Origin of the sequence: Streptomyces sp. NPDC026589 (assembly GCF_040638385.1) — a bacterium.
Taxonomy (GTDB): domain Bacteria; phylum Actinomycetota; class Actinomycetes; order Streptomycetales; family Streptomycetaceae; genus Streptomyces.
On sequence record NZ_JBEZYG010000012.1, the window covers coordinates 24,593 to 45,868 of the forward strand.

The window sequence follows — 21,276 nt, forward strand, 5'->3', positions numbered from 1 at the left end:
TCAGCCCTCGACCGGGGCCACGCCGATCGGGCAGGAGACGCCCGTGCCGCCGATACCGCAGTAGCCGCCCGGGTTCTTGTCCAGGTACTGCTGGTGGTGCGCCTCCGCCGGCCAGAACGGGCGGCCATCGGCCGGGAGGATCTCCGTGGTGATCTCCTTGTGGCCCGACGCCGTCAGGACCTTCTGGTACGCCTCGCGGGAGGCGTCGGCGGCGGCGGCCTGGACCGGGGAGTGGGTGTAGATCGCGGAGCGGTACTGGGTGCCCACGTCGTTGCCCTGGCGGAAGCCCTGGGTCGGGTTGTGAGACTCCCAGAAGAGCTTCAGCAGCTCCGTGTACGGGACGACGGCCGGGTCGAAGACCACGCGCACCGCCTCCGTGTGCCCGGTCAGGCCCGAACAGGCCTCCTCGTACGAGGGGTTCTCCGTGTAGCCGCCCTGGTAGCCGACGAGCGTCGTCCAGACGCCTTCGGTCTGCCAGAACTTCCGCTCAGCACCCCAGAAACAGCCCAGCGCGAAGTCCGCCACCTCCAGGCCTTCCGGGTACGGGCCCACCAGCGGGTTGCCGAGGACCGTGTGGCGGGAGGGGACGGTGAATTCGGGAACGGGGCGGCCGCGCAGGGCCTGCTCCGGGGTGGGGAGCTCGGGGGTGCGGTGGTTCAGGAACATGCGGGGCTCCTCCGGGGGTCGGTGTTCGGTACGTACAACACGGGAGCGGTCGCCGGGATTCCGGGGCGGGGCAGGGGACCGGAGCACCGGGGCCGGGGCTCGGGGGCCGGGGCACCAGGGCGGCGCCGGGTTCCCGCCCGGCCGTTCATCCGGCCGCTGCGGCATCCTCGGCGACGTCCGCCAGCGCCCGTGCGAAACCCCGTGTCCGGGCCGTCTCGTGGTTCCGGTGCCACACCAGCGCGAGCGAGGAGTCCGGGAGACCGGTCACCGGGACGAAGGCCACCGCGTGGCTGCCGTAGTAGTCCGCCGTCGGGTCGCACAGCAGCATCGCGCCCCGGTCCGCCCGCACCAGGGCCAACCCCTCCTGCAGACTGCTCACCGCCGGCCCGGCCGGAATCGCGCGGCCGCCGGGTGTGACGGCCGGGGCCTGGGCCAGCCGCCAGTATTCCGGGGCCGCCCCGGCGACGCCGATGAGCGGGCAGCCCGCCAGGTCCTCGGCGTCGATGCCGGGGCGGCGCGCGTACGGGTGCCGGTCGGAGACGGCGAGGGTCAGCGGACGGGTGGAGAAGACCGGGCCGAGCGCCAACGCGTCGTCCAGGACCGGCGTCAGCACCACCGCCGCGTCCACCTCGCCCCGGTGCACCGCGCCGAACGGGTCGGAGAGCGGGATCTCCACGATCTCGGCGGCGCAGTCGGGGTGCCCGTCCCGGAAGGCCGTGACCGCCCGCAGGAACGGGTCGTTCGCCGTGCCCTGGAAGCCGACCCGGAACACGCCCCCCAGACCCCGCGCCACGTCCCGCACCTCGTCGATCGTCGTGACGATCGCGTCGAAGGCGGGACGCAGACCCGTGTGCAGCTGTTCGCCGAGCGGGGTGAGCCGGACCCGGCGGCTCGTCCGGTCGACCAGTCGGCCGCCGACCCGGCTCTCCAGGGCCCGCAACAGCTGGCTGATCCGGCTCTGCGAGAGGTGGAGGCGCTCTCCGGCCCGTCCGAAGTGCAGCTCCTCGGCCAGCGCGAGGAACGCCTCCAGCTCCCGGATCTCCGGGTTGCTCATGTGTCCCCCGCCTCCCTGGTCCGGATCTGGTCCGGGTCGATGAGTCCGGTCCCTGGTCCGGATCTGGTCCGGGTCGATGAGTCCAGCTCATAGAAGGATGAGAGTTCGGCCGTTGTTCCCGGCCTCGGCCCCCGATTGGCTGGGGGCATGACACAGGTTCAGGAATCCCCAGGGGCCCCGGCCTCCCGCCCGGCGCCCTCCCGGCACGGCTGGCCGGGTGTGGTGGCCCTCGCGCTCGGCACGTTCACGGTGGTCACCTCCGAGATGCTGCCCGTCGGGCTGCTCACGCCGATGGGCCGCTCGCTCGGCGTCCCGGAGGGCGTGGCCGGTCTGACGCTCACCATCACCGGCCTCGTCGCGGCGCTCTCGGCCCCCGCCCTCGTCCCGCTGCTCGGCCGCGCCGACCGGCGTACGGCCCTGTGCGTGCTGGTCGCGGTGCTGGTCGTCGGCAACCTCGGTGCGGCCTGGGCGCCGGACTTCGGGACCATGGTCGTCGCCCGCGTGCTGGTCGGCATCGGCATGGGCGGTGTCTGGGCCGTCGCGGCGGGGCTCGCGGTGCGCCTGGTCCCGGCGGAGTCCGCCGGCGCCGCCACCTCCCTGGTCTTCAGCGGCATCGCCGTGGCGTCCGTCCTGGGCGTCCCGGCCGGCACGTACCTCGGCGCCCTCGCGGGCTGGCGCGCCGCGTTCCTTGCGGCCGCCGCGCTCGGGGCCGTCGTGCTGGTCGCCGCGGCGCTGCTGCTGCCCCGGCTGCCCGCCGAGCGCACCGTTCCGCTCGGCGGGGTGCTGCGGCTGACCCGCGACCCCCGGCTGCGGACCGGCCTCCTCGTTGTCGGCTTCCTGGTCACCGGGCACTTCGCCGCGTACACCTACGTCAGGCCGGTTCTGGAGGACGTCACCGGCATCGGCGCGGGCACGGTCGGCGCCCTGCTCCTGGTGTACGGGATCGCCGGCGTGGCCGGGAACTTCCTCGGCGGGGCCGGAGCCGCCCGCACACCGCGCACGACGCTGCTGGTGATCGGCACGGTCCTGGCGCTCACCCTGGCCGCTCTGCCGTGGCTGGGCGGTTCCCCGGCCCTCGCGGCCGTACTGATGGCGGTCTGGGGCCTCGGCTACGGCGGTGTCTCGGTGGCCACGCAGACCTGGGTGCTGCTCGCCGCCCCCGACGCCCGCGAGGCCGCCTCCTCGCTCTTCGTCGCGGTGTTCAACGGCGCCATCGCGCTCGGGGCGCTGGCCGGCGGGCTGGTAGCGGACCGTATCGGCGTCACGGGGGTCATGGCGACGGGCGCGGCGCTCGTCGCCGGTGCGCTGGTGACCACGGCGGTCGGCCGGGCCCCCGCAGCCGCGCCCACCGGGCCGTGATCCCGTACGGATGCGCGTAACGGGACCACCGCCCGGAGATCAGGAGATGAGGAGAGCAGCCGCCCGGGGATCAGGAGAGCAGTCACCCAGGGATCAGGAGAATCAGTGCGGCAGTGTCGCCGGGCTGCCGCCGTTCGCCTCGTAGCCGGCGACCGCCAGCGCCCGGTAGACCGTGTACTGCGCGGCCGGGTCCGGGTCCGCCGTCCACGGCAGCGCGCCCACGTGGCCGTCGATCCGGATCAGCTGGTGCATCGCCTCCGACCAGCGCTCCATGTGGACCAGGAACAGCACCAGGAGGTGGCGCACATGGGCCAGCATCGGATCGTCCGGCCGCGCCGCGTGCACCGCGAACATCGCACCCTCGACCGCCTTGGTGACCACCTGACTTCGGTAGAAGCCCTGCACGAGGTTGACCTCCGGCAGGTGCTCGTACACCGCGAACAGCGGCAGCGCGGCGAGCAGCGAACCCCGCGGGGCGCGGGCGGCCGCGGCCGTGGCGAAGGCCTCGGCGTCCTTGCGGGAGCCGTGCCACCTCTCGGAGTGGAAGTGCAGTGCCGCGATGTGCGCGCCCATGTGCGCCGGAGCCCGGTCGATGATCTTCACCCAGAGCTGGTCGAACTGCTCGGGGGTGTAGCCGAGCCCCCGGGCCACCGCCAGCTCCACGATGTACGGGACGGGGTCGCCCGGCGCGAGGAGGGCTGCCTCGCCGCAGACCGTACGGGCCTCCTCCAGGATGATCCGGAAGTCGTCGCTCCCCGCCGCCGAGGACCGCCACGCCTGCTGCACCAGGAACTCCGCGTGCACCGCCGCACCACCCGCGTCCTTGGGGGACTCCGCGCGCCAGTTCCGCAGCCACGCGCCGCCCTCCCCGGGCCGCCGCGCCAGCTCCAGCGAGGCCGCGCCCGCGAAGGCCTGGATCCGCTGCCAGCGCACCTCGCCCTCCTTCGGCGTCCCGGCGAGCAGCTGGGCGGCCGCCCGCCAGTCCTGGGTGCCCTGGACGACGTCGAGCACGTCCAGGAGGTCCTGGTCGGGGCCGGGCATCCGGACGTCCAGCTCCTCCTGGCGGGCGAAGCCGTACGTGTCCGGGTCGGCGGCGTCCGGCGAACCGGGGGCGACCTGGCGGATACCGCCCCGGCGGCGCATGACCCAGGGGCCGATAACCGCCGCGAACAGGCACATCGCGAGCAGGAACAACAGAATCTCCATGACCCCATTGTCCCCGGAGCGGCGAGTGGCCGGTAAGGGCCCTGTCCACGAACTACGCTCGGGCCTCATGAGCGACCAGCACAGCTTCGAAACCCTCGCCATCCACGCGGGGAACACCGCCGACCCCCTCACCGGCGCGGTGGTTCCGCCGATCTACCAGGTCTCCACGTACAAGCAGGACGGCGTGGGCGGACTGCGCGGCGGCTACGAGTACAGCCGCAGCGCCAACCCGACCCGCACCGCCCTGGAGGAGAATCTCGCGGCCCTCGAAGGCGGCCGCCGCGGCCTCGCCTTCGCCTCCGGCCTCGCCGCCGAGGACTGCCTCCTGCGTACGCTGCTGACCCCCGGCGACCACGTGGTCATCCCGAACGACGCCTACGGCGGCACGTTCCGGCTGTTCGCGAAGGTCGCCTCGCGGTGGGGCGTGGAGTTCTCGGTGGCCGACACCTCGGACGTGGCCGCCGTACGGGACGCGCTCACCCCGCTCACCAAGGCGATCTGGGTGGAGACCCCGTCCAACCCGCTGCTCGGCATCACCGACATCGCCGCCGTGGCGCAGGTCGCCCGGCAGGCCGGGGCACGCCTCGTCGTCGACAACACCTTCGCCTCGCCCTACCTCCAGCAGCCCCTCGCGCTCGGCGCCGACGTCGTCGTGCACTCCACGACCAAGTACATGGGCGGCCACTCCGACGTCGTCGGCGGCGCGCTCGTCGTCAGCGACCCGGAACTAGCCGAGGAACTGGCGTACCACCAGAACGCCATGGGCGCGGTCGCCGGACCCTTCGACGCCTGGCTCGTACTGCGCGGCATCAAGACCCTCGCCGTCCGCATGGACCGGCACACCGAGAACGCCACCAAGGTCGCCGACCTGCTGACCCGGCACCCCAAGGTCTCCCAGGTCCTCTACCCGGGCCTGCCCGAGCACCCCGGCCACGAGGTCGCCGCCAAGCAGATGAAGGCCTTCGGCGGCATGGTGTCCTTCCGCGTCGCGGGCGGCGAGGAGGCGGCGGTCGAGGTCTGCAACCGGGCGAAGCTCTTCACGCTCGGCGAGTCCCTCGGCGGGGTGGAGTCCCTCCTGGAGCACCCGGGCCGGATGACGCACGCCTCCGCCGCCGGCTCCCCGCTGGAGGTCCCGGCCGACCTGGTGCGGCTCTCCGTCGGCATCGAGAACGGCGAGGACCTGATCGCCGACCTCACCCAGGCGCTGGGCTGACCCGGCAGAAGTGAAGCCGACCCGGCAGAAGTGAAAGGGGCGCCCACCGGAACCGGCGGGCGCCCCTTCACGCGTCAGACGCCCCCTTTGCGTCAGACGCCCACCTTCTCGTCCTTCAGCATGGCCCTGACCTGCTCACGCAGTTCGGGGCCGTCCTCATGCCCGTGGACCGACGCGGCGTGCTCGCTCGCGGCCCGGACGACCTCGTCCTCCTCACCGGAGAGGGTGAGGGTGCAGTTCATCTCGCTCGGATACTCGCGGCAGTCCGCGGTCTTCCTCGTCATCACGGCCTCCTCGGCTCGTTCGACGGCCGACCCCTCCAGCGTAGGCCCGTCGCCCCCGGACCCCAACGGCTCACCAGCCCTCCAACGGGGGAGTGACCTGCGCGGGCTCGGTCTCCCACGGCTGCTCGACCCCGGCCCAGACGAGGAACGCCACGAACGCCACGGCCAGCAGCCAGAGAGCCGTCCGCCGCGCCGCCCGCCGCAGCCGCAGCCGGCGCCCGCCCCGCAGCACCGCCCGCGCGGCCAGACCGGGCGGCAGGGCCGGGTGCGGGCCGTCCAGCATCCGGCGGACCTGCTCCTCCCGGGGGTCCCGGCGGTCGGCGCTCACGGCGCCGCCCGGGAGCCCGGAGCCGGCCGCGGCCCGGCCGTACCGTGCGAGAGCGCCCACCCAGGACCGGCGGCACGCCGCGGCGCGCGCAACGCCGCCACCGCCCGGGCGCACACGGCGCGGACCCGGTCGCCCGGCAGCCCGAGCAGCGCCGCCGTCTGCTCCTCGCCGACCTCCTCGTACACCCGCAGGACGAGAACGAGCCGTTCGACGGGGGTCAGCCGGTCCAGCGGACCGCCGCGCGGACGCTGGTGGCGCCGGGCCTCCCGGGCGAACCGGAACGCCAGCTCCCGGCGGGCCAGGTCGTAGGGGTCACCGCCGTGCGGCCCGTCCCAGTCGGCGTACGTACGGGCGAGCGCCGCGTGGAGCAGCCGCTCGGCCCGTGCGTACGCGCCCGGCGGGTGCGACGGCTCGCCGGTGAGCAGCGTCGCCGTGTGCAGCAGACGACCGCCCGCGCCCGCCACGAAGGCCTCGAACTCCAGGGCGCGTAGCCGGTCCCGGTGGGTCGCCCGCTCTGCCATGGACCACATACGAGCCCCGGCGTACCGTCCCGGTCAAGAGCCCGGACGCGGTGTTCTTCCCGTCAGTCGGGCTGCGGCGGCTGGTACGCGGCCTGCCGGGCGGCCAACGACCCGTTGAAACGGGTGAGCAGGACGCAGAACGTGTCCCGCTCCTCCTGCGACCAGCCGTCCGTCACCTGCGACATCAGCTCGCGCCGCGAGGCCCGGACCTCTTCCAGCCGGGCCTGACCGCGCGGCGAGAGCTGGAGCACCACGGCCCGGCCGTCCTCCGGATGCGACGTGCGCTTCACCAGACCGGTGTCGACGAGCGGGGCGACCTGCCGCGTCACCGTCGAGGAGTCGATGCCCATCCCGGCCGCCAGCGCCTTCACGCCCATCGGGCCTTCCCGGTCCAGCCGGTTCAGCAGCAGGTACGCCGCCCGGTCCATCGAGTTGCGGACCTGGCCGACACCGCCGAGGCGGGTCTGCTCGGCACGGCGGGCGAAGACCGCCACCTGGTGCTGGAGCGAGTCCAGCAGGCGGTCGGGGCCCGGGTGTTCGGGGACGGCGCCCCCGGAAGGAGACGCAGCAGTCGTCATGTCCTGAGGGGGCATGGCCGGGGGCTCTCTTCGTGCGGTGTCGGATGGGTGGGGGACAGAGTACGCGGCTCCGGGGCAACGAGTACCAGTGCCGCACAAACTCGCGGACACCACCGCGGGCCGCCATGAGACAAGTCTGCCGCGCCCGGCCGGAGCTGCAAGACTTGTGGACATGAGCTTCCGCGCGACCGCCCGCCACCCGGCCCTGATCCTCGACGATGTCCGGGGCGCGCAGAAGATGCTGTCCGGGGTGGCACGGGTGACCGCCCTGGAGGGCAGCCGCCATCTGACCGAGCTGGTCGGCGCCCCGGTGCACCTCAAGTGCGAGAACCTCCAGCGCACCGGCTCCTTCAAACTGCGCGGCGCCTACGTCCGGATCTCCGGCCTCACCCCGGTGGAACGGGCGGCCGGGGTGGTCGCCGCGAGCGCCGGGAACCACGCCCAGGGCGTCGCCCTGGCCTCGTCGCTCCTCGGCGTACGCTCCACGGTCTTCATGCCCGTCGGGGCGCCCCTGCCCAAGGTTGCCGCGACCCGGGAGTACGGGGCCGAGGTGCGGCTGCACGGCCAGGTCGTCGACGAGACCCTCGCCGCCGCCCAGCGGTACGCGGAGGAGACCGGCGCGGTCTTCATCCACCCCTTCGACCACCCCGACATCATCGCGGGCCAGGGCACCGTCGGGCTGGAGATCCTGGAACAGTGCCCCGAGGTCCGCACGATCGTCCTCGGCATCGGCGGCGGCGGGTTCGCCGCGGGCGTCGCCGTCGCGGTGAAGGCCCTGCGCCCCGATGTCCGGATCATCGGCGTCCAGGCCGAGGGCGCCGCCTGCTACCCGCCGTCCCTGGCCGCCGGGCACCCCGTCTCGCTCGACTCCCCGGCCACGATGGCCGACGGCATCAAGGTGGGCCGGCCCGGCGACGTACCGTACCGGCTGATCGAGGAGCTGGTCGACGAGGTCCGCACGGTGACCGAGGACGAGCTGTCCAGTGCGCTGCTGCTCTGCCTGGAGCGGGCCAAGCTGGTCGTCGAACCCGCCGGGGCCAGCCCGGTGGCGGCGCTGCTCAGCGACCCGAAGTCCTTCCGGGGGCCGGTGGTGGCCGTGCTGTCCGGCGGCAACGTCGACCCGCTGCTGATGCAGCGCATCCTGCGGCACGGGATGTCCGCCGCGGGCCGCTACCTGAGCCTGCGGCTGCGCCTCACCGACCGCCCGGGGGCGCTGGCCGCCCTGCTGGCCGCGCTGACCGTGGCCGACGCCAACGTCCTCGACATCAGCCACGTGCGCACCGACCCGCGCCTCGGCCTGACCGAGGCGGAGGTCGACCTGCATCTGGAGACCAAGGGGCCGCAGCACTGCGCGGAGGTCGAGGCGGCGCTGCGGGCGGCGGGCTTCCGGGTGATGGGCTGACCAGGCCGCAGGGGCGGACCCATCGCGCACGGGCAGGCCCATCGCGCCGGGAACCCGGGATACGCCCGTTCGCCGGGCGGTGGCTGCCCACCGATCCTAGGATCGGACCGGAAGGCCGCCACCGGCGACACCATCACCATCCACGAGTGACGGGGAGCCCCTCCATGCCAGGTGCGATTCACGCCGAAGGTCTGGTGAAGACCTTCGGCGACGTACGAGCCCTCGACGGCGTCGACCTCGACGTCCCCGAGGGCACGGTCCTCGGACTGCTCGGGCCCAACGGCGCGGGCAAGACCACCGCCGTACGCGTGCTGACCACACTGTTGCGGCCGGACAGCGGCACGGCGTTCGTGGCCGGGATCGACGTACTGAAGAAGCCCAACGAGGTACGCCGTTCGATCGGGCTCTCCGGGCAGTTCGCCGCGGTCGACGAGTATCTGACCGGCCGGGAGAACCTCCAGATGGTCGGGCAGCTCTACCACCTGAGCGCCCGGGACGCGAAGGCCCGGGCGGGCGTCCTGCTGGACCGCTTCAACCTCGGCGACGCCGCCGACCGCACCGCCAAGACGTACTCCGGCGGTATGCGCCGACGCCTCGACCTCGCGGCGGCGCTCGTCGTGTCGCCGGCCGTGATGTTCATGGACGAGCCGACGACCGGCCTCGACCCGCGCAACCGGCAGCAGCTCTGGGACGTGATCGAGGACCTGGTGGCGGGCGGCACGACGCTGCTGCTGACCACGCAGTATCTGGAGGAGGCCGACCGCCTCGCCCACGACATCTGCGTCATCGACCACGGCAAGGTCATCGCCCGCGGCACCTCCGACCAGCTCAAGGCCCGCACCGGCGGCGAGCGCGTCGAGGTCGTCGTGCACCGCCCGGACGAGATCGAGCGCGCCCGGTCCGTGCTGACCGCCCTCGGCAAGGGCGAGGTCACCGTCGTCCAGCTCTCCCGCAAGCTGACCGCCCCGGTCAGCGGCGGGGCCAAACTGCTGGCCGAGATCATCCGCGACCTGGACGCCCAGGGCGTGGAGATCGACGACATCGCCCTGCGCAGGCCCACCCTGGACGACGTCTTCCTCTCCCTCACCGGTCACGCGGCCGAGGTGCACGAGAGCGGGGACGAGGAGCCCGACGGAGCCGTGGCGGAACGCTCCCGCGACTCCCGGAGCAAGGAGGACACCCGGTGAGCGCGATCGCCAAGGACGCACCCTCGTTGGTCCCCCGCCCCGCCGGTGGCGTCACGCAGTCCGTGAAGGACTCCCTCGTCGTCGCCAAGCGGAATCTGATCCGGATGACCCGGATCCCCGAGATGGTGATCTTCGGGCTGATCCAGCCGATCATGTTCGTGGTGCTCTTCACCTACGTCTTCGGCGGCTCCATCAGCATCGGCGGCTCGACCGACCCGCAGCTGTACAAGGAGTTCCTGATGGCGGGCATCTTCGCCCAGACCGTCACCTTCGCCACCGCGGGCGCCGGCGCAGGCATCGCCGACGACATGCACAAGGGGCTCATCGACCGCTTCCGGTCGCTGCCCATGGCCCGGGGCGCGGTCCTCACCGGACGGACGCTCGCCGACCTCGTACAGACCACACTCACCCTCGTCGTGCTCGCCGGAGTCGCCCTGATCGTCGGCTGGCGCACCCACGAGAACCTCGGCAAGGTGATCTGCGGCTTTCTGCTGCTGCTCCTGCTCGGCTACGCGTTCTCCTGGATCGGAGCGCTGATCGGCCTGTCCGTGCGCACCCCGGAGGCGGCGACCTCCGGCGGTCTGATCTGGCTGTTCCCGCTGACGTTCATCTCGAACGCCTTCGTGCCGGTCACCGGCATGCCGACGTTCCTCCAGCACGTCGCCGAATGGAACCCCTTCAGCGCCACGGTGGCCGGGGCCCGCGAGCTCTTCGGGAACACGATGCCGGGCGTGCCGAAGTCCGTCACCGGGGCCTGGCCGATGGAGCACCCGATCCTCGCCTCGGTCATCTGGTCCGTGCTGATCATCGTGGTCTTCCGCACCCTGGCGGTCCGCAAGTACCGCTCGGCCGCCGTCTGACGCCCGCCGCGCGACACCACGCCGCCACGCGACACCACGGAGGAGGCAACCATGACCACCAGCACACCGGACGACCCGGCCACCGGCCTGCCCGGCGCCCCGCCCGTCGTCGACCAGGCCACCTGGCAGGCCGCCCGGGACGAGCTCCTGGTCCGGGAGAAGGCCCACACCCGCCAGGGCGACGCGCTCGCCGCGGCCCGCCGCCGGCTGCCGATGGTGGAGGTCGACGGGACGGCCGAGGTGGTCGGGCCCGAGGGCCCGGTCCCGTTCCTGGACCTGTTCGAGGGCCGCCGGGAGCTCGTCGTCTACCAGCACATGTGGTACGACGGCGCACCGCACCAGGGCCAGTGCGAGGGCTGCACCGACGCGGTCTGGCACATGAAGGACGCCGTCTACCTCAACGCCCGGGGCGTCTCGTTCGCCGTCCTGACCACGGGCTCCTGGGAAGAGGTGGCCGCCTTCACCGCGTTCATGGGCTACACCCAGCCCTGGTACTCGGTGCGGGGCCTGGACGCGCCGATCGGCGGCGAGATGGGACACCTCGCCTGCTTCCTGCGCGACGGCGGGCGCGTGTTCCTCACCTACTCCACGACGAGCCGCGGAATCGAGGTGGCCAACGGCTCCTTCGGCCTGCTCGACCTGACGCCCTACGGCCGCGGCGAGGCGTGGGAGGACCGGCCCGAGGGCCGGCCGGTGATCGGCAGCGTCCGCGAGGGATATCCGGGCGAGGGCGGCCAGGCCTGCTGGTACTGGCGCACCGACGCGGACGGCACCGCGAGCTGGGGCCCGGCCAGCCGCCCCACACCGCAGTGGACCCGCCCCGGCGTGACGCCCGAGAAGACCCTGGGCCGCACCGGCGACTGCTCCTGACCCGGCCCGCGGGAACGGCCCGGGAACGGTCGGCCCGGGTGCGGACGGTGACGCACGGGAGCCCCGCCCGTACGACGTACAGGACGCACGGGAGCCCCGCCCGTACGACGCACACGACGCACGGGAGCCCCGGCCGTCCGTGGCCGGGGCTCCCGTGTCGTTCCGTCGTGATGCGGCCGGATCAGCCGCTGTAGGGCTTCGCCGCCAGGATCTTCACCGAGGCCGTCCTGCCGTTCGGCAGCTCGTAGTCCGCGTCGTCGCCCGTCCGCTTGCCGTTCACGCCGAGGCCGAGCGGAGACTGCGGGGAGTACGTCTCGATCTCCGTGCTGGCGTACTCACGGGAGGCGAGCAGGAAGGTCAGCGTGTCGTTCTCATCGCCGTCGAAGGCGATCGTGACGACCATGCCGGGCTCGACCACGCCGTCGTCGGCCGGCGCCTCGCCGACCTTCGCGTGTTCCAGGAGCTGGGTCAGCTGGCGCACCCGCAGCTCCATCTTGCCCTGCTCCTCCTTGGCCGCGTGGTACCCGCCGTTCTCCCGGAGGTCACCCTCCTCACGGGCCGCCGCGATCTTGACGGCGATCTCCGTGCGCGCGGGACCAGACAGGTACTCCAGCTCGGCCTTGAGCTGGTTGTACGCCTCCTGCGTGAGCCAGGTGACGTTTTCGCTGGTCTGGGTCACAGGTGCTCCTCGTCGGTGCTGGGAATACAAAGCATCGCCCTACCCAGAAGCATGTGCTTCTCCGGGTGGGCGAAACCACGAGCCTAACAATTCCGCAGGAAAAGGGGGAGAAGGTAAACCGTCACACCCCCGGCCGACCGATGTGAACCGTATCGTCGCAGGTCACAGGGGCGGGACAGAGGTCAGCCGGTCGGGCCGTCGTCGGCGGTGCAGCCCATCGGCTCGACCGCGGTCGCCCTGGACCGGGTCACCACGGTCACGACCTCGTCGATCCGGTCCTCGGCCCGGTCGAAGCGGACCTCCTTGCGGCCCACCTCGGAGCCGTCCTCGCTGAGCGCCCGCACCAGGCAGTAGCCGTGGCCCTCGCGGTCCTTGCGGACCTCCAGGTGGACATCGGCCCGGGCGTCGGAGACGACCTTGAACTTGATCATCTCGGCGCTGATGCCCTGGCCGCCGACGTAGTCGAAGCCGATCCACCCGATCACGCCGAGCAGGGCGACGCCCAGGACCGATCCGACGATCTTCAGCTTGCGGTCCGCACGCTGATCCTCGGTCCGGCCGTACCGCCCCTCGGGCAGGGCCTCACGAACCGTCGTCATGATCGTTCCCTCCGGACCGGGCATCGAGGAATTTTCCGGCCCCTCGTTCAGTCACTATAGAAGCCGCCCGCCCGTCACCCGACCGCGCCCCACACCGATGCCGCGCGGGCGCGGCGCCTCTTGAGACAGAGACCCGGACCGGCTTCGACAGCGACCCGGATCGACCCGACCGACCCATGATCGACCAGAGCGACCAATGACTGAGGATCGAGCTTTGACTGAGCAGCTGCGACTGATGGCCGTTCACGCCCACCCCGACGACGAGTCGAGCAAGGGCGCGGCCACCATGGCCAAGTACGTGTCCGAGGGGGTGGACGTGCTGGTCGTGACCTGCACGGGGGGCGAGCGCGGCTCCATTCTCAACCCGAAGCTCCAGGGCGACGCGTACATCGAGAAGAACATCCACGAGGTGCGCAAGAAGGAGATGGACGAGGCCCGGGAGATCCTGGGCGTCCAGCAGGAGTGGCTCGGTTTCGTCGACTCGGGGCTGCCCGAGGGCGACCCGCTGCCGCCGCTGCCCGAGGGCTGCTTCGCCCTGGAGGACCCCGAGGCCGCCGCGGGGCGCCTGGTGGCGAAGATCCGCGCGTTCCGGCCGCAGGTCATCACCACGTACGACGAGAACGGCGGCTACCCGCACCCCGACCACATCATGACGCACACGATCTCGATGATCGCGTTCGACGGTGCGGCCGACGCGGAGCGGTTCCCGGAGGACGAGTTCGGCCCCGTCTGGGAGCCGAAGAAGCTCTACTACAACCAGGGCTTCAACCGGCCGCGCACCGTCGCCCTGCACGAGGCACTCCTCGCCCGGGGCCTGGAGTCCCCGTACGGCGAGTGGCTGGAGCGCTGGGCGGAGTTCGAGCGCGTGGAACGCACGCTGACCACGCACGTTCCCTGCGACGAGTTCTACGAGATCCGCGACAAGGCGCTCATCGCGCACGCCACGCAGATCGACCCCGAGGGCGGTTGGTTCCGGGTCCCGATGGACATCCAGCGCGAGGTGTGGCCCACCGAGGAGTACGAGCTGGCGAAGTCCCGGGTCGATACCTCCCTCCCCGAGAGCGACCTCTTCGCGGGCATCCGCGACAATGCCTGATATGTACGCGACCCAGGCACTGACGCACCTCGTCCCGCTCGCCGCCGAAGAGCTCGACAAGAACAAGGTCACCCCCGGCGTCCTCGGCTTCCTCGTCTTCGCGGCGCTGGCCGTCGGCGTGTGGGCCCTGATGAAGTCGATGAACCGCCACATGGGCAAGGTCGACTTCGAGGAGGCCCCCGACCCGGACGCGGTGGCGGCCGAGCCCAACGCCGACAGGGCGGCCGCGACCCGGAAGTAACCCGCGCCGGAGCCGCGCGTACGGGAAGGGCGTCCGGCCCCGGTGCCGGACGCCCGTCGGCCCGTGACCGAGCGGGCGCCGGTTTCCGACGCCTGGCCTGCCGCAGGTCCGTCCGGGCCACGCCCGCCCTGGAGCCACGGCCGTGCCATGACGGCCGTGTTGACACGGGCGTGTCGTCACGGCCGGGCCGGCTCCAACGTGACGCCCATGATCTGGCCGGCGGCGCGGGTCGGGGTCAGCCCGAGCCGCCACGCCTGCCAGCCGTCCTCCAGGTCCACGCCCCGCTCCAGCGCCACCGCGAACGCCGCCGCGGACTGCTCCAGCTTGCCGTCCCGCGCCGGATGGCGGCCCTCGATCAGCTCGGCCAGCTCCTGCTGCGCCACCACCGTGCCCACCTCGATGCCCCCGGGCGAGGCGTACGGCAGCAATGTGCAGCGCAGGAACCGGGCCCAGTCGCCGCCCCGCGCGTCCCCGTACGAGACGAACAGCTCCGCGGCCTCACCGCACAGCTCCAGCGCCTGCGGCGCACGCCCGTTGCCCGCGTCGATCAACGCCAGCTCCACGCACGCCCACGCCTCCCCGTACGGCACCTTGATCCGCCGGAAGTCGGCCCGCGCGTCCATCAGCAACTGCCGGGCGAACCCCGAGTTGCGCAGGTTGCCCGTCTGCGCGGCCCGCTGGTCCCGGGTCACCCGGCCCGCATGGTGACGGGCGCACGCCAGCCCGTACACGTCCCGCATCCGCGAGAACATCGTGCGGGACCGCTCCAGCTCCCGCACCGCCTGATCGGTGTCCCCCTCCTCCTCCAGCGCCTGCCCCAGGTAGTACAGGGTCCAGGCCTCGCCCCGTGCGTCCTCGTTGTCCCGGTGCCGGTCCAGCGCCTCGCGCAACTGCTCCAGGGCGGCCCCCGGATCGCCGTCCAGCAGCCGGGCCCGGGCCAGCTGGGTGAGCGCCCACGCCTCGCCGCGTCCGTCGCGGGTGCGCCCGTACAGCCCCAGGGCGGTGTTCAGCGCCTCCTCGGCCGGGGCGACCTCGCCGGTCCGCAGCCGCACCTGCCCCAGCTGGAACTGCGTCCAGGCCTCACCGTGCAGCGACTCGCCCTCCCGGTGCAGCCGCAGCGCGTCCGCCAGCAGCGTCAGCGCCCGCGCCAGATCACCCCGGTCGCGCTCCACCGCCGCGAGGGCGTGCAGGGTCCAGGCGCGGTCCTCGGCCTGCGCGCCGGACGACTGGAGCGCCAGCGCCTCGCCGAGCCGGGCCGCCGCCTCCGTCAGATTGCCCTGGTGGTGCAGGGTGATGCCCAGCGAGCACAGCGCCAGCGCCTCGCCCGCGTCGTTCTGCGCCTCGTGGTACAGCCCGACGACCGAGGACAGCGTGGTGCGGGCCTTGTCCAGCTCGCCGAGCTGCCGGGCCGCGATACCCGTACGCCACTGCACCGACCGCTCCAGCAGCCCCTGGTCCACGGCCTGCGTCAGCTCGCTGATCTCACCCAGGCGGTACAGGTCGCCGCGGAGCAGGCAGTAGTCGCAGAGGGCGCCCAGCAGATGCAGCACCGTCGCCTGGTCGACGCCCTCCGCGTGCCGCAGCGCCGCCGTGATGAAGCTCGACTCGTCGTCCAGCCAGCGCAGCGCCGAGTCCAGCGAACCGAAACCGTGCGAGCCGAACTGTCCGGCGCGGGTCGACATCTTCCCGTCGACCATCCGGATCACCGCGTCGGCCAGCTCCGCGTAGTTCGTCAGCAGCCGCTCCTGCGCCGCCGCCCGCTCGGCCGGCTCCTCCTCGTCCAGCAGACGGGCCAGCGCGAACGCCCGCACCAGATCGTGCAGCCGGTAGCGCGACCCCCGTACGCGGGTGAGCAGCCCCGCCCGGGTCAGCACGGTGAGCAGCCGCTCCGCCTCCTGCTCGTCCGCCGCGAGCAGCGCCGCCGCCGCTGCCCCACCCAGGCTCGCCCGGCCCGCCAGCGCGAGCCGCCGCAACAGCCGCCGGGCCTGCTCGCCCTGGTCCGTGTAGCGCAGCCACAGGGCCCGCTCCACCGGGTCGACCGGACCGTAAGCGGCGAGATCCTCCGCCAGCGTGTGGCGGCTACGGGCCCCGAGCGCGGAACCGGCCACCCGCAGCGCCAGGGGCAGCCCGCCGCACAGCTCCACGACGGCGTCCGTGGACGGGTAGTCGTACGGCCCGGTCTCCTCCTCCTCGGCGACCTCGCGCAGCAGCTCCTCCGCACCCGCCCCGTCCAGCGGGCCGACCGGCAGGTGGTGCACCCAGGCCGGCAGGTCCTCGGGCAGCTCCAGCGGCTCCCGGGCGGTGACGATCACCAGACTGTCCGACCGCTCCGGCACCAGGGTGCGGACCTGCCCGGCGTCCGTGGCGTCGTCGAGCACGATCGTGACCGGCGTCCCCGTGAGGTGCTGGTGGTACAGCTCGGAGAGCCGCCGCACCTGCTGCTCGGCCGAAGCGCCTTCCCTGAACAGCAGCTGCTCGCGCGGCGCGCCCAGCCGGTTCAGCAGGTGCAGCAGGGCGTCCCGGGTCGGCAGCGGGCTCTCCCCGGCGACCTGGCCGCGCAGATCGACCACGCACGCACCCCGGAACTGGTCCTTGAGCGCATGGGCGGCCCGCACCGCGAGCGCCGTACGCCCCGCCCCCGGCGCACCGTGCAGCACGACGACCGTCGGCCGGGTCCGCGCCGAGGCGCGGGCCGCGTGCACCCACTGGGCGATCTGCGCCAGCTCGGCCCGCCGCCCGGTGAACGACCCCTCCGCCTTGGGGAGATGCCCGAAGGACTGCTCCAGCACCACCCGGGTGCGGGCGGCCGCGCTACGGTCCCCGCCGCGCAACTGACGCCCCAACGGGGCGGTCTGCTTCTTCGGGGCGCGCGCGGCCGGAGTCAGCATGCGCTGCTGGTCCAGGTAAGGGCGGATGCCCCGTACCTCCAGGGCGGTCAGCCACTGGAGCCGCAACTGCTCCGCCCCGCCCGGCTGTCCGGCCGCTCCGGCGCGGCGGTGGGCGGCCGGCCAGTGCGAGGCGGTCGCCTTCGCCACGGTCGTCGCCGTACCGGCCACCGCGACGGCCGCGCCCGCGCCGAGCGCCAGGCCGGTGTTCGCGCCGAGCGCCAGATCCGCGCCGAACGCGGCAGCGGCGGCAACGCCCGTCACCAGCAAGGGTGTTCCGAGCGTCGCTCTGCTGAAGCGCTCCGCGAGGGGGCGCTCTCCCGCAGCCACCGAGTCCAGCGCCCGCGTGTACGCGGCGTACTCCTCGCCCGCGCTGGCGGCCATGGTGTCGAGCGCGGCCCGCGCCCGCGACATCAGCGCCCCGGCGTCGGTCCGGCCGCCGGTGCGCCGCGTCTCCTCCTCCACGGCGCGCACCAACAGCCTCTCGGCTTCCGCCCGATGGCTGTCCCGCATATGTGTCCCCCTCTGAGTGCCGCGCCCCGGACCTCGGGTTCCGGAGCGTCGGATACCAAGCGTCAGATACCAAGCGTCGGGGTCAAGTGTCCTGCGTAGCGCGCCCCGGCGCGAGGGGGTGCCGGGCAAGGGGCGGGTCAAGGCGTGGGCGGGCGGCTCATCCCCGCCGCTCCCCGCCGTCCCCCTCCTCGTCCTCCACCGGCAGTCCCAGAGCGAGTCGGGCCTCCCACTCCTCCCCGGAGGCGTCCTCGTCACCGTTGATGTCCCAGCGCTTGTCGAACTCCGCCCGGGTGGGGGCCCTCGACGCGGACCGGTGGATGCCGGACAGGGCGTCGAGCCGGTTCGCGAGCGCGGTGACGGGGCGGCGTGCCCGCGCCGGGAGGCCGTCGACGGCGCGCAGCAGCTTCGCCGACTCGGCCCCGCCCTCCGCCATCCGCCCGGCCCAGGCGGTGGCCGCGGCCAGATCGGTGTCCACCTGCTCGGGGACGCTGAACCAGGCCTCGGCCGAGGGCTGTATCGCCTTCAGGTAGGCCAGTTGACCGGGCTCCCAGGTGCCGGGGTCCTGCCGCAGCGAAGCCTCCGGCAGACCGGCCTCCGACCCCAGCCAGCACCGCACGGCCCGGTCCCCGCCGGTCGCGCTGACCGACTCCGGGTAGTAGAAGGAGAATTCGACGGCCGGCAGGGCCCAGGTGTCCGGTGCGAAGTCGTGGAGCAGGGGCGCACAGCCCTCGTAGGCCTGAGCGACGATGGCCGCGGGGTCGGAGATGGCGTGGTCGCCCCTCAGCCGGAACGTTCCGTACACCTCGGCCGGATGAGGCCCGTCGCACGGCACGATCTCGACGGACGGGTCCGTCATCCGCAGGTCCTCGCCCTTCTGGGTGGAGAACAGCCCTCCCGCCGGAGCGAAGCAGTCCCCGGCCTTCAGGTCGAACAGGGTTCCCGTCTTCGGGGCCCGGGGGCCGAAGAGGCTCCCGCCCTCCTCCGTCCAGGCGGTGAACCGCACCCCACCGATCACCAGGAGCAGGGCGGTCAGCGCGACCACCGCCCCGCCGACGGCCGTTCCCGCAACGGCCCGCCCCTTGCCGCGCTTGCCGTTGCCGGGGATCCGCACGAGCGCGACGATCCCGAGGACCAGCCCCAGCGGCGCGAGACAGACGAGCAACGACAGCACGAGCGAGGCGACGGCGAGGCCGCTGAGCGGGGGCTGCGGGGCCCCGACGCCCAGGGGGCCGTACGGGCCCACCGCAGGGGCAAGGTCGGGCGCCGGAGGTCCGGAGGCAGTGGAGGACGACGGAGGCGGCGGCACGGTCATGACCCTGTGCCCTTTCGTCAGGGTGAGCAGCGCAGGAGTCCGTGTGGGGCCGGGATGCCGGAACGGTAGCACCGCGTACCTCCGCGTCCGTGTCCACCCACCCCTCCCACCTGCCCGTTCGCGCCCCGCCCCGTGGCGCGCGGGTGTCGCGGAGGAGGGGGGAGCGAGCATTGGGCCCATGGCCAACCGACTTGCGCAGACCACCTCCCTGCCTCCGCCAGCACGCCGACAATCCCGTCGACTGGTGGCCCTGGTCGCCCGAGGCGTTCGAGGAGGCGAGGAAGGGGGATGCGCTGGTGCTGCTCAGCGTCGGGTACGCCAACTGCCACGGGTGTCAGTGAACTCGCGAACCCAGTAGCTGGGGCCGTGCTCACACTTCTTTGATGATTACGTGCTTCCCGCAGAGCTTCGACCAGTCGTCACGGTCGGAAGCCAGAACGATCACGGGGGCCGGGACACGGAGCGCGAGCGCGGCGACCAGCGCGTCGATTGCGTACTTGTGTCCATGTAGCCCGCCCGCGTCCCGGAGCAGCGCCACCGCTGTGAGGGAATCCTCCTGACTGACCGGTTCCACCCGCAGTCGGGAAAGCAGCCACTTCAACCGTGCAAGGTCGGTCTTCCCTTGTACGGCTTCAGCAATGGTCAGCGCGGACACGAGGACGGGAACTCCAGCCTGCCGGGATGCCTCGATGCGCGCCGCCATGCCGCGGTCGTTGCGCAGGAGCAGAGAGAGCGCCTCGGAGTCGAGCACCGGTGAGCGGGCTGGCTGCTCCTTCACGCGGCGCCCCGCTCGACATCCTCGGCGTTCACGTCTCCGAACAGCTCACGACGTGCGGCTTCGATCTCCTGCTCCGTGAGCGCGCCGTGCTCTTCCTCGTGGGACGCCACGATCTCGGCGAGTCCGTCCATGGCGAGCTGGTGCCTGACGGCTTCGGCTGGGCGGCCGCCTTGCCTCAGCCGCCGTGCTCGCGCAGAAGTTCGATCATGTTGCGGAGCATCGGTATCGCCGAGTCTCCGGCCTTGTCCTTGTCGTTGAAATGCATCAGCTCGTTGCGGATCTCACGCAGTTCATCGAGGCGTGCGATAAAGGACTTGCGGTCCAGCGACCAGCCCAGTTTTTCCCACTGCTCCTGATTGCCCAAGATCTGCTGGTAGTCGCCGTAGGACAGCTGATCGAAGGCAGAGAGCTTCCGGCGCCCGTCCGGATCGCAGAGGTTGATCACCTCCGTCAGGTCCAGACCCTCCGAGATGACCCGGCGCAGTTGTCGGTCGAGGTCGCCGATGAGCAGGAAGGGCCGGGCCGTGGCGCCGTATTCCGCGGCCACGTCGGCCACGGTGATGATGCCGGCGATCTGATTCGTCTGGTCCTTGACCAGGAGGAAGCCGAATCGTTCCAGGTCGGGCAGGACGTCGATCAGATGCTCGGCATAACTGACCGCGTGGGCGGCGGCGATGGCCTCGGAGAAGGGGGCCTCGGGGTCCGTGTAGTGCGCTCGCGCGATAGATTCCCATGTGACGGCACCCCGCAGATTGCGAGGTCCGCTCAGCACCGGCAGTTGCGAGTACCCGTTGAGGCGCATCTTGGTGAATACTTCCTCGAAGCTCGCCGAGGAGGACACCGACACCACTCCCTTGAGCGCGGAGGGCAGGTTGCCGACCGTCTGTCCTTGGACCTGTTCCCCCTTGTCCTCCTCGTCGCTGGTGTTGGTAGAAGGCTCCGGCGAGTCGGCCTCCCTGCGCTCTTCCTGCCCCGCCGTCGGACCCTGCTCGGCCGCCTCCTCCTCCTCGTCCTCGGTATCCCCGGACGGGCCGGTCAAGGTGACTCGGTCGTCGATCCCTACGGCTGCGAAGTCCGGCACAGTGGACAGGCCGTGGTTGGCGAGTTCGGCGGATACCTGCTCGGTGACCAGGTATCCGCGGCGGGATGCCCCCCACCAGCCCAGCAGATCCCTGACGGTGACGGTGACTGGTGCATCGGCGTCCGCCTGCCTCCGGGCGTCTTTCAACCGCGCGTGCCGGGCGGCGGAACCGTCCTTGGAGACATCACCGGAAGGCGGCAGCTCCGCCGCCGTGTCCAGGAGCTTCTGCCTCACAGCGTCCAGCAGCGTGCCGTCGTCGAGTGCCCAGGATGTCCACCCGTCGTAGGGGCCGCGGCCTGTGGCGGCTGCTGCTGCTGCCGAAGGAGATTTGAACCGCTGCCCGTCACTCAACTCGATCCTGCCGTCCGAGGTCACCTGAGCAAGGTGCTCCTGCCCGGACCGCCGCTGCCGGAAGGTGAGGCGTGTCCCCGTGCTCAGAAGGCCGGCGCGGACGAGATCGGAAACCAGTACCCGCCGCCCTTCGAACAGATAGGAGGCTCGGCCCAGAGGCTCGTCCGTGATGCCATCTACTGTGCACTCAGCCATTGGTTTCCCCCGGTTGGC

At 72.5% G+C, this 21,276-nt stretch carries 22 protein-coding genes and 1 pseudogene; 9 read left to right on the plus strand and 14 right to left on the minus strand.

Features of this window, described 5'->3' with window-relative positions:
- Positions 1-666, minus strand: coding sequence for a peptide-methionine (S)-S-oxide reductase MsrA (gene msrA, locus AB0F29_RS21195; RefSeq protein WP_361874167.1), 666 nt, complete (start codon positions 664-666; stop codon positions 1-3).
- Between the two features lie 145 nt (positions 667-811).
- Positions 812-1,720, minus strand: a complete 909-nt coding sequence (locus AB0F29_RS21200; RefSeq protein WP_361874169.1) for a LysR family transcriptional regulator — start codon at positions 1,718-1,720, stop codon at positions 812-814.
- Between the two features lie 147 nt (positions 1,721-1,867).
- Here AB0F29_RS21200 and AB0F29_RS21205 point away from each other — a divergent pair, with 147 nt between their 5' ends.
- Entirely contained in the window at positions 1,868-3,079 is a 1,212-nt protein-coding gene (locus AB0F29_RS21205) for an MFS transporter (protein ID WP_361874171.1), read from the plus strand.
- A gap of 102 nt (positions 3,080-3,181) precedes the next feature.
- Here the strand turns inward: AB0F29_RS21205 and AB0F29_RS21210 are convergent, their stop codons facing one another.
- A complete protein-coding gene (locus tag AB0F29_RS21210; protein WP_361874173.1) occupies positions 3,182-4,285 on the minus strand; it encodes a hypothetical protein in 1,104 nt (367 codons plus the stop codon).
- A gap of 67 nt (positions 4,286-4,352) precedes the next feature.
- Between AB0F29_RS21210 and AB0F29_RS21215 the strand changes: the two genes are divergently transcribed.
- Entirely contained in the window at positions 4,353-5,498 is a 1,146-nt protein-coding gene (locus AB0F29_RS21215; protein ID WP_361874175.1) for a cystathionine gamma-synthase, read from the plus strand.
- A 92-nt stretch (positions 5,499-5,590) separates the two neighbouring features.
- On the opposite strand, the gene AB0F29_RS21220 is transcribed toward AB0F29_RS21215, so the two are convergent.
- From AB0F29_RS21220 to AB0F29_RS21235, 4 genes are all read right to left on the minus strand, one after another.
- The gene (locus AB0F29_RS21220) at positions 5,591-5,782 is read right to left on the minus strand and encodes a DUF1059 domain-containing protein (protein ID WP_018956083.1); all 192 of its coding nucleotides are present in this window, start codon (positions 5,780-5,782) and stop codon (positions 5,591-5,593) included.
- Between the two features lie 70 nt (positions 5,783-5,852).
- Complete coding sequence (locus AB0F29_RS21225) at positions 5,853-6,110, minus strand: hypothetical protein (protein ID WP_361874178.1); 258 nt, start codon at positions 6,108-6,110, stop codon at positions 5,853-5,855.
- Entirely contained in the window at positions 6,107-6,631 is a 525-nt protein-coding gene (locus tag AB0F29_RS21230; protein ID WP_361874180.1) for a sigma factor-like helix-turn-helix DNA-binding protein, read from the minus strand. The genes AB0F29_RS21225 and AB0F29_RS21230 overlap by 4 nt, the downstream gene beginning before the upstream one ends.
- Positions 6,632-6,693: 62 nt before the next feature.
- Positions 6,694-7,224, minus strand: a complete 531-nt coding sequence (locus tag AB0F29_RS21235; RefSeq protein WP_361874182.1) for a MarR family transcriptional regulator — start codon at positions 7,222-7,224, stop codon at positions 6,694-6,696.
- A gap of 157 nt (positions 7,225-7,381) precedes the next feature.
- Between AB0F29_RS21235 and ilvA the strand changes: the two genes are divergently transcribed.
- From ilvA to AB0F29_RS21255, 4 genes are all read left to right on the plus strand, one after another.
- Positions 7,382-8,611: a threonine ammonia-lyase gene (gene ilvA / locus AB0F29_RS21240; RefSeq protein WP_361874184.1), complete on the plus strand. Its 1,230-nt coding sequence runs from the start codon at positions 7,382-7,384 to the stop codon at positions 8,609-8,611.
- 164 nt (positions 8,612-8,775) lie between these two features.
- On the plus strand, positions 8,776-9,798 hold the full coding sequence (locus AB0F29_RS21245; RefSeq protein WP_361874186.1) for an ATP-binding cassette domain-containing protein: 1,023 nt from the start codon (positions 8,776-8,778) through the stop codon (positions 9,796-9,798).
- Positions 9,795-10,658: an ABC transporter permease gene (locus AB0F29_RS21250; RefSeq protein WP_361874188.1), complete on the plus strand. Its 864-nt coding sequence runs from the start codon at positions 9,795-9,797 to the stop codon at positions 10,656-10,658. Before AB0F29_RS21245 ends, AB0F29_RS21250 begins: the two co-directional genes overlap by 4 nt.
- A gap of 51 nt (positions 10,659-10,709) precedes the next feature.
- Positions 10,710-11,528, plus strand: coding sequence for a DUF899 domain-containing protein (locus AB0F29_RS21255; RefSeq protein ID WP_361874190.1), 819 nt, complete (start codon positions 10,710-10,712; stop codon positions 11,526-11,528).
- Positions 11,529-11,709: 181 nt separating this feature from the next.
- Here the strand turns inward: AB0F29_RS21255 and greA are convergent, their stop codons facing one another.
- Together greA and AB0F29_RS21265 are read right to left on the minus strand one after the other, a co-directional pair.
- Positions 11,710-12,207 carry a transcription elongation factor GreA gene (gene greA / locus AB0F29_RS21260; RefSeq protein WP_361874192.1) on the minus strand — a complete coding sequence of 166 codons (498 nt, stop codon included), beginning with the start codon at positions 12,205-12,207 and terminating at the stop codon, positions 11,710-11,712.
- Positions 12,208-12,389: 182 nt separating this feature from the next.
- Entirely contained in the window at positions 12,390-12,806 is a 417-nt protein-coding gene (locus tag AB0F29_RS21265; RefSeq protein ID WP_274032728.1) for a DUF4307 domain-containing protein, read from the minus strand.
- A gap of 214 nt (positions 12,807-13,020) precedes the next feature.
- On the opposite strand from AB0F29_RS21265, the gene mca reads away from it, so the two are divergent.
- Both mca and AB0F29_RS21275 read left to right on the plus strand, forming a co-directional pair.
- Positions 13,021-13,902 carry a mycothiol conjugate amidase Mca gene (gene mca / locus AB0F29_RS21270; protein WP_361874195.1) on the plus strand — a complete coding sequence of 294 codons (882 nt, stop codon included), beginning with the start codon at positions 13,021-13,023 and terminating at the stop codon, positions 13,900-13,902.
- Between the two features lies 1 nt (position 13,903).
- On the plus strand, positions 13,904-14,143 hold the full coding sequence (locus AB0F29_RS21275; RefSeq protein ID WP_361874197.1) for a hypothetical protein: 240 nt from the start codon (positions 13,904-13,906) through the stop codon (positions 14,141-14,143).
- 176 nt (positions 14,144-14,319) lie between these two features.
- Here the strand turns inward: AB0F29_RS21275 and AB0F29_RS21280 are convergent, their stop codons facing one another.
- The gene (locus tag AB0F29_RS21280; protein ID WP_361874198.1) at positions 14,320-17,541 is read right to left on the minus strand and encodes a tetratricopeptide repeat protein; all 3,222 of its coding nucleotides are present in this window, start codon (positions 17,539-17,541) and stop codon (positions 14,320-14,322) included.
- Positions 17,542-17,698: 157 nt separating this feature from the next.
- On the minus strand, positions 17,699-18,853 hold the full coding sequence (locus AB0F29_RS21285) for a DUF4190 domain-containing protein (protein ID WP_361874200.1): 1,155 nt from the start codon (positions 18,851-18,853) through the stop codon (positions 17,699-17,701).
- Between the two features lie 178 nt (positions 18,854-19,031).
- Between AB0F29_RS21285 and AB0F29_RS21290 the strand changes: the two are divergent.
- Positions 19,032-19,188, plus strand: a pseudogene (locus tag AB0F29_RS21290) (DUF255 domain-containing protein); the annotation flags it as partial.
- A 35-nt stretch (positions 19,189-19,223) separates the two neighbouring features.
- Here the strand turns inward: AB0F29_RS21290 and AB0F29_RS21295 are convergent.
- The 3 genes from AB0F29_RS21295 to AB0F29_RS21305 are packed head-to-tail and all read right to left on the minus strand — an operon-like array spanning position 19,224 to position 21,258.
- Positions 19,224-19,631, minus strand: a complete 408-nt coding sequence (locus AB0F29_RS21295) for a PIN domain-containing protein (RefSeq protein ID WP_361874202.1) — start codon at positions 19,629-19,631, stop codon at positions 19,224-19,226.
- Positions 19,628-19,810, minus strand: coding sequence for a hypothetical protein (locus tag AB0F29_RS21300; protein ID WP_361874533.1), 183 nt, complete (start codon positions 19,808-19,810; stop codon positions 19,628-19,630). The genes AB0F29_RS21295 and AB0F29_RS21300 overlap by 4 nt, the downstream gene beginning before the upstream one ends.
- Positions 19,807-21,258: a CBS domain-containing protein gene (locus AB0F29_RS21305; protein WP_361874535.1), complete on the minus strand. Its 1,452-nt coding sequence runs from the start codon at positions 21,256-21,258 to the stop codon at positions 19,807-19,809. The genes AB0F29_RS21300 and AB0F29_RS21305 overlap by 4 nt, the downstream gene beginning before the upstream one ends.
- Positions 21,259-21,276: the final 18 nt, after the last annotated feature.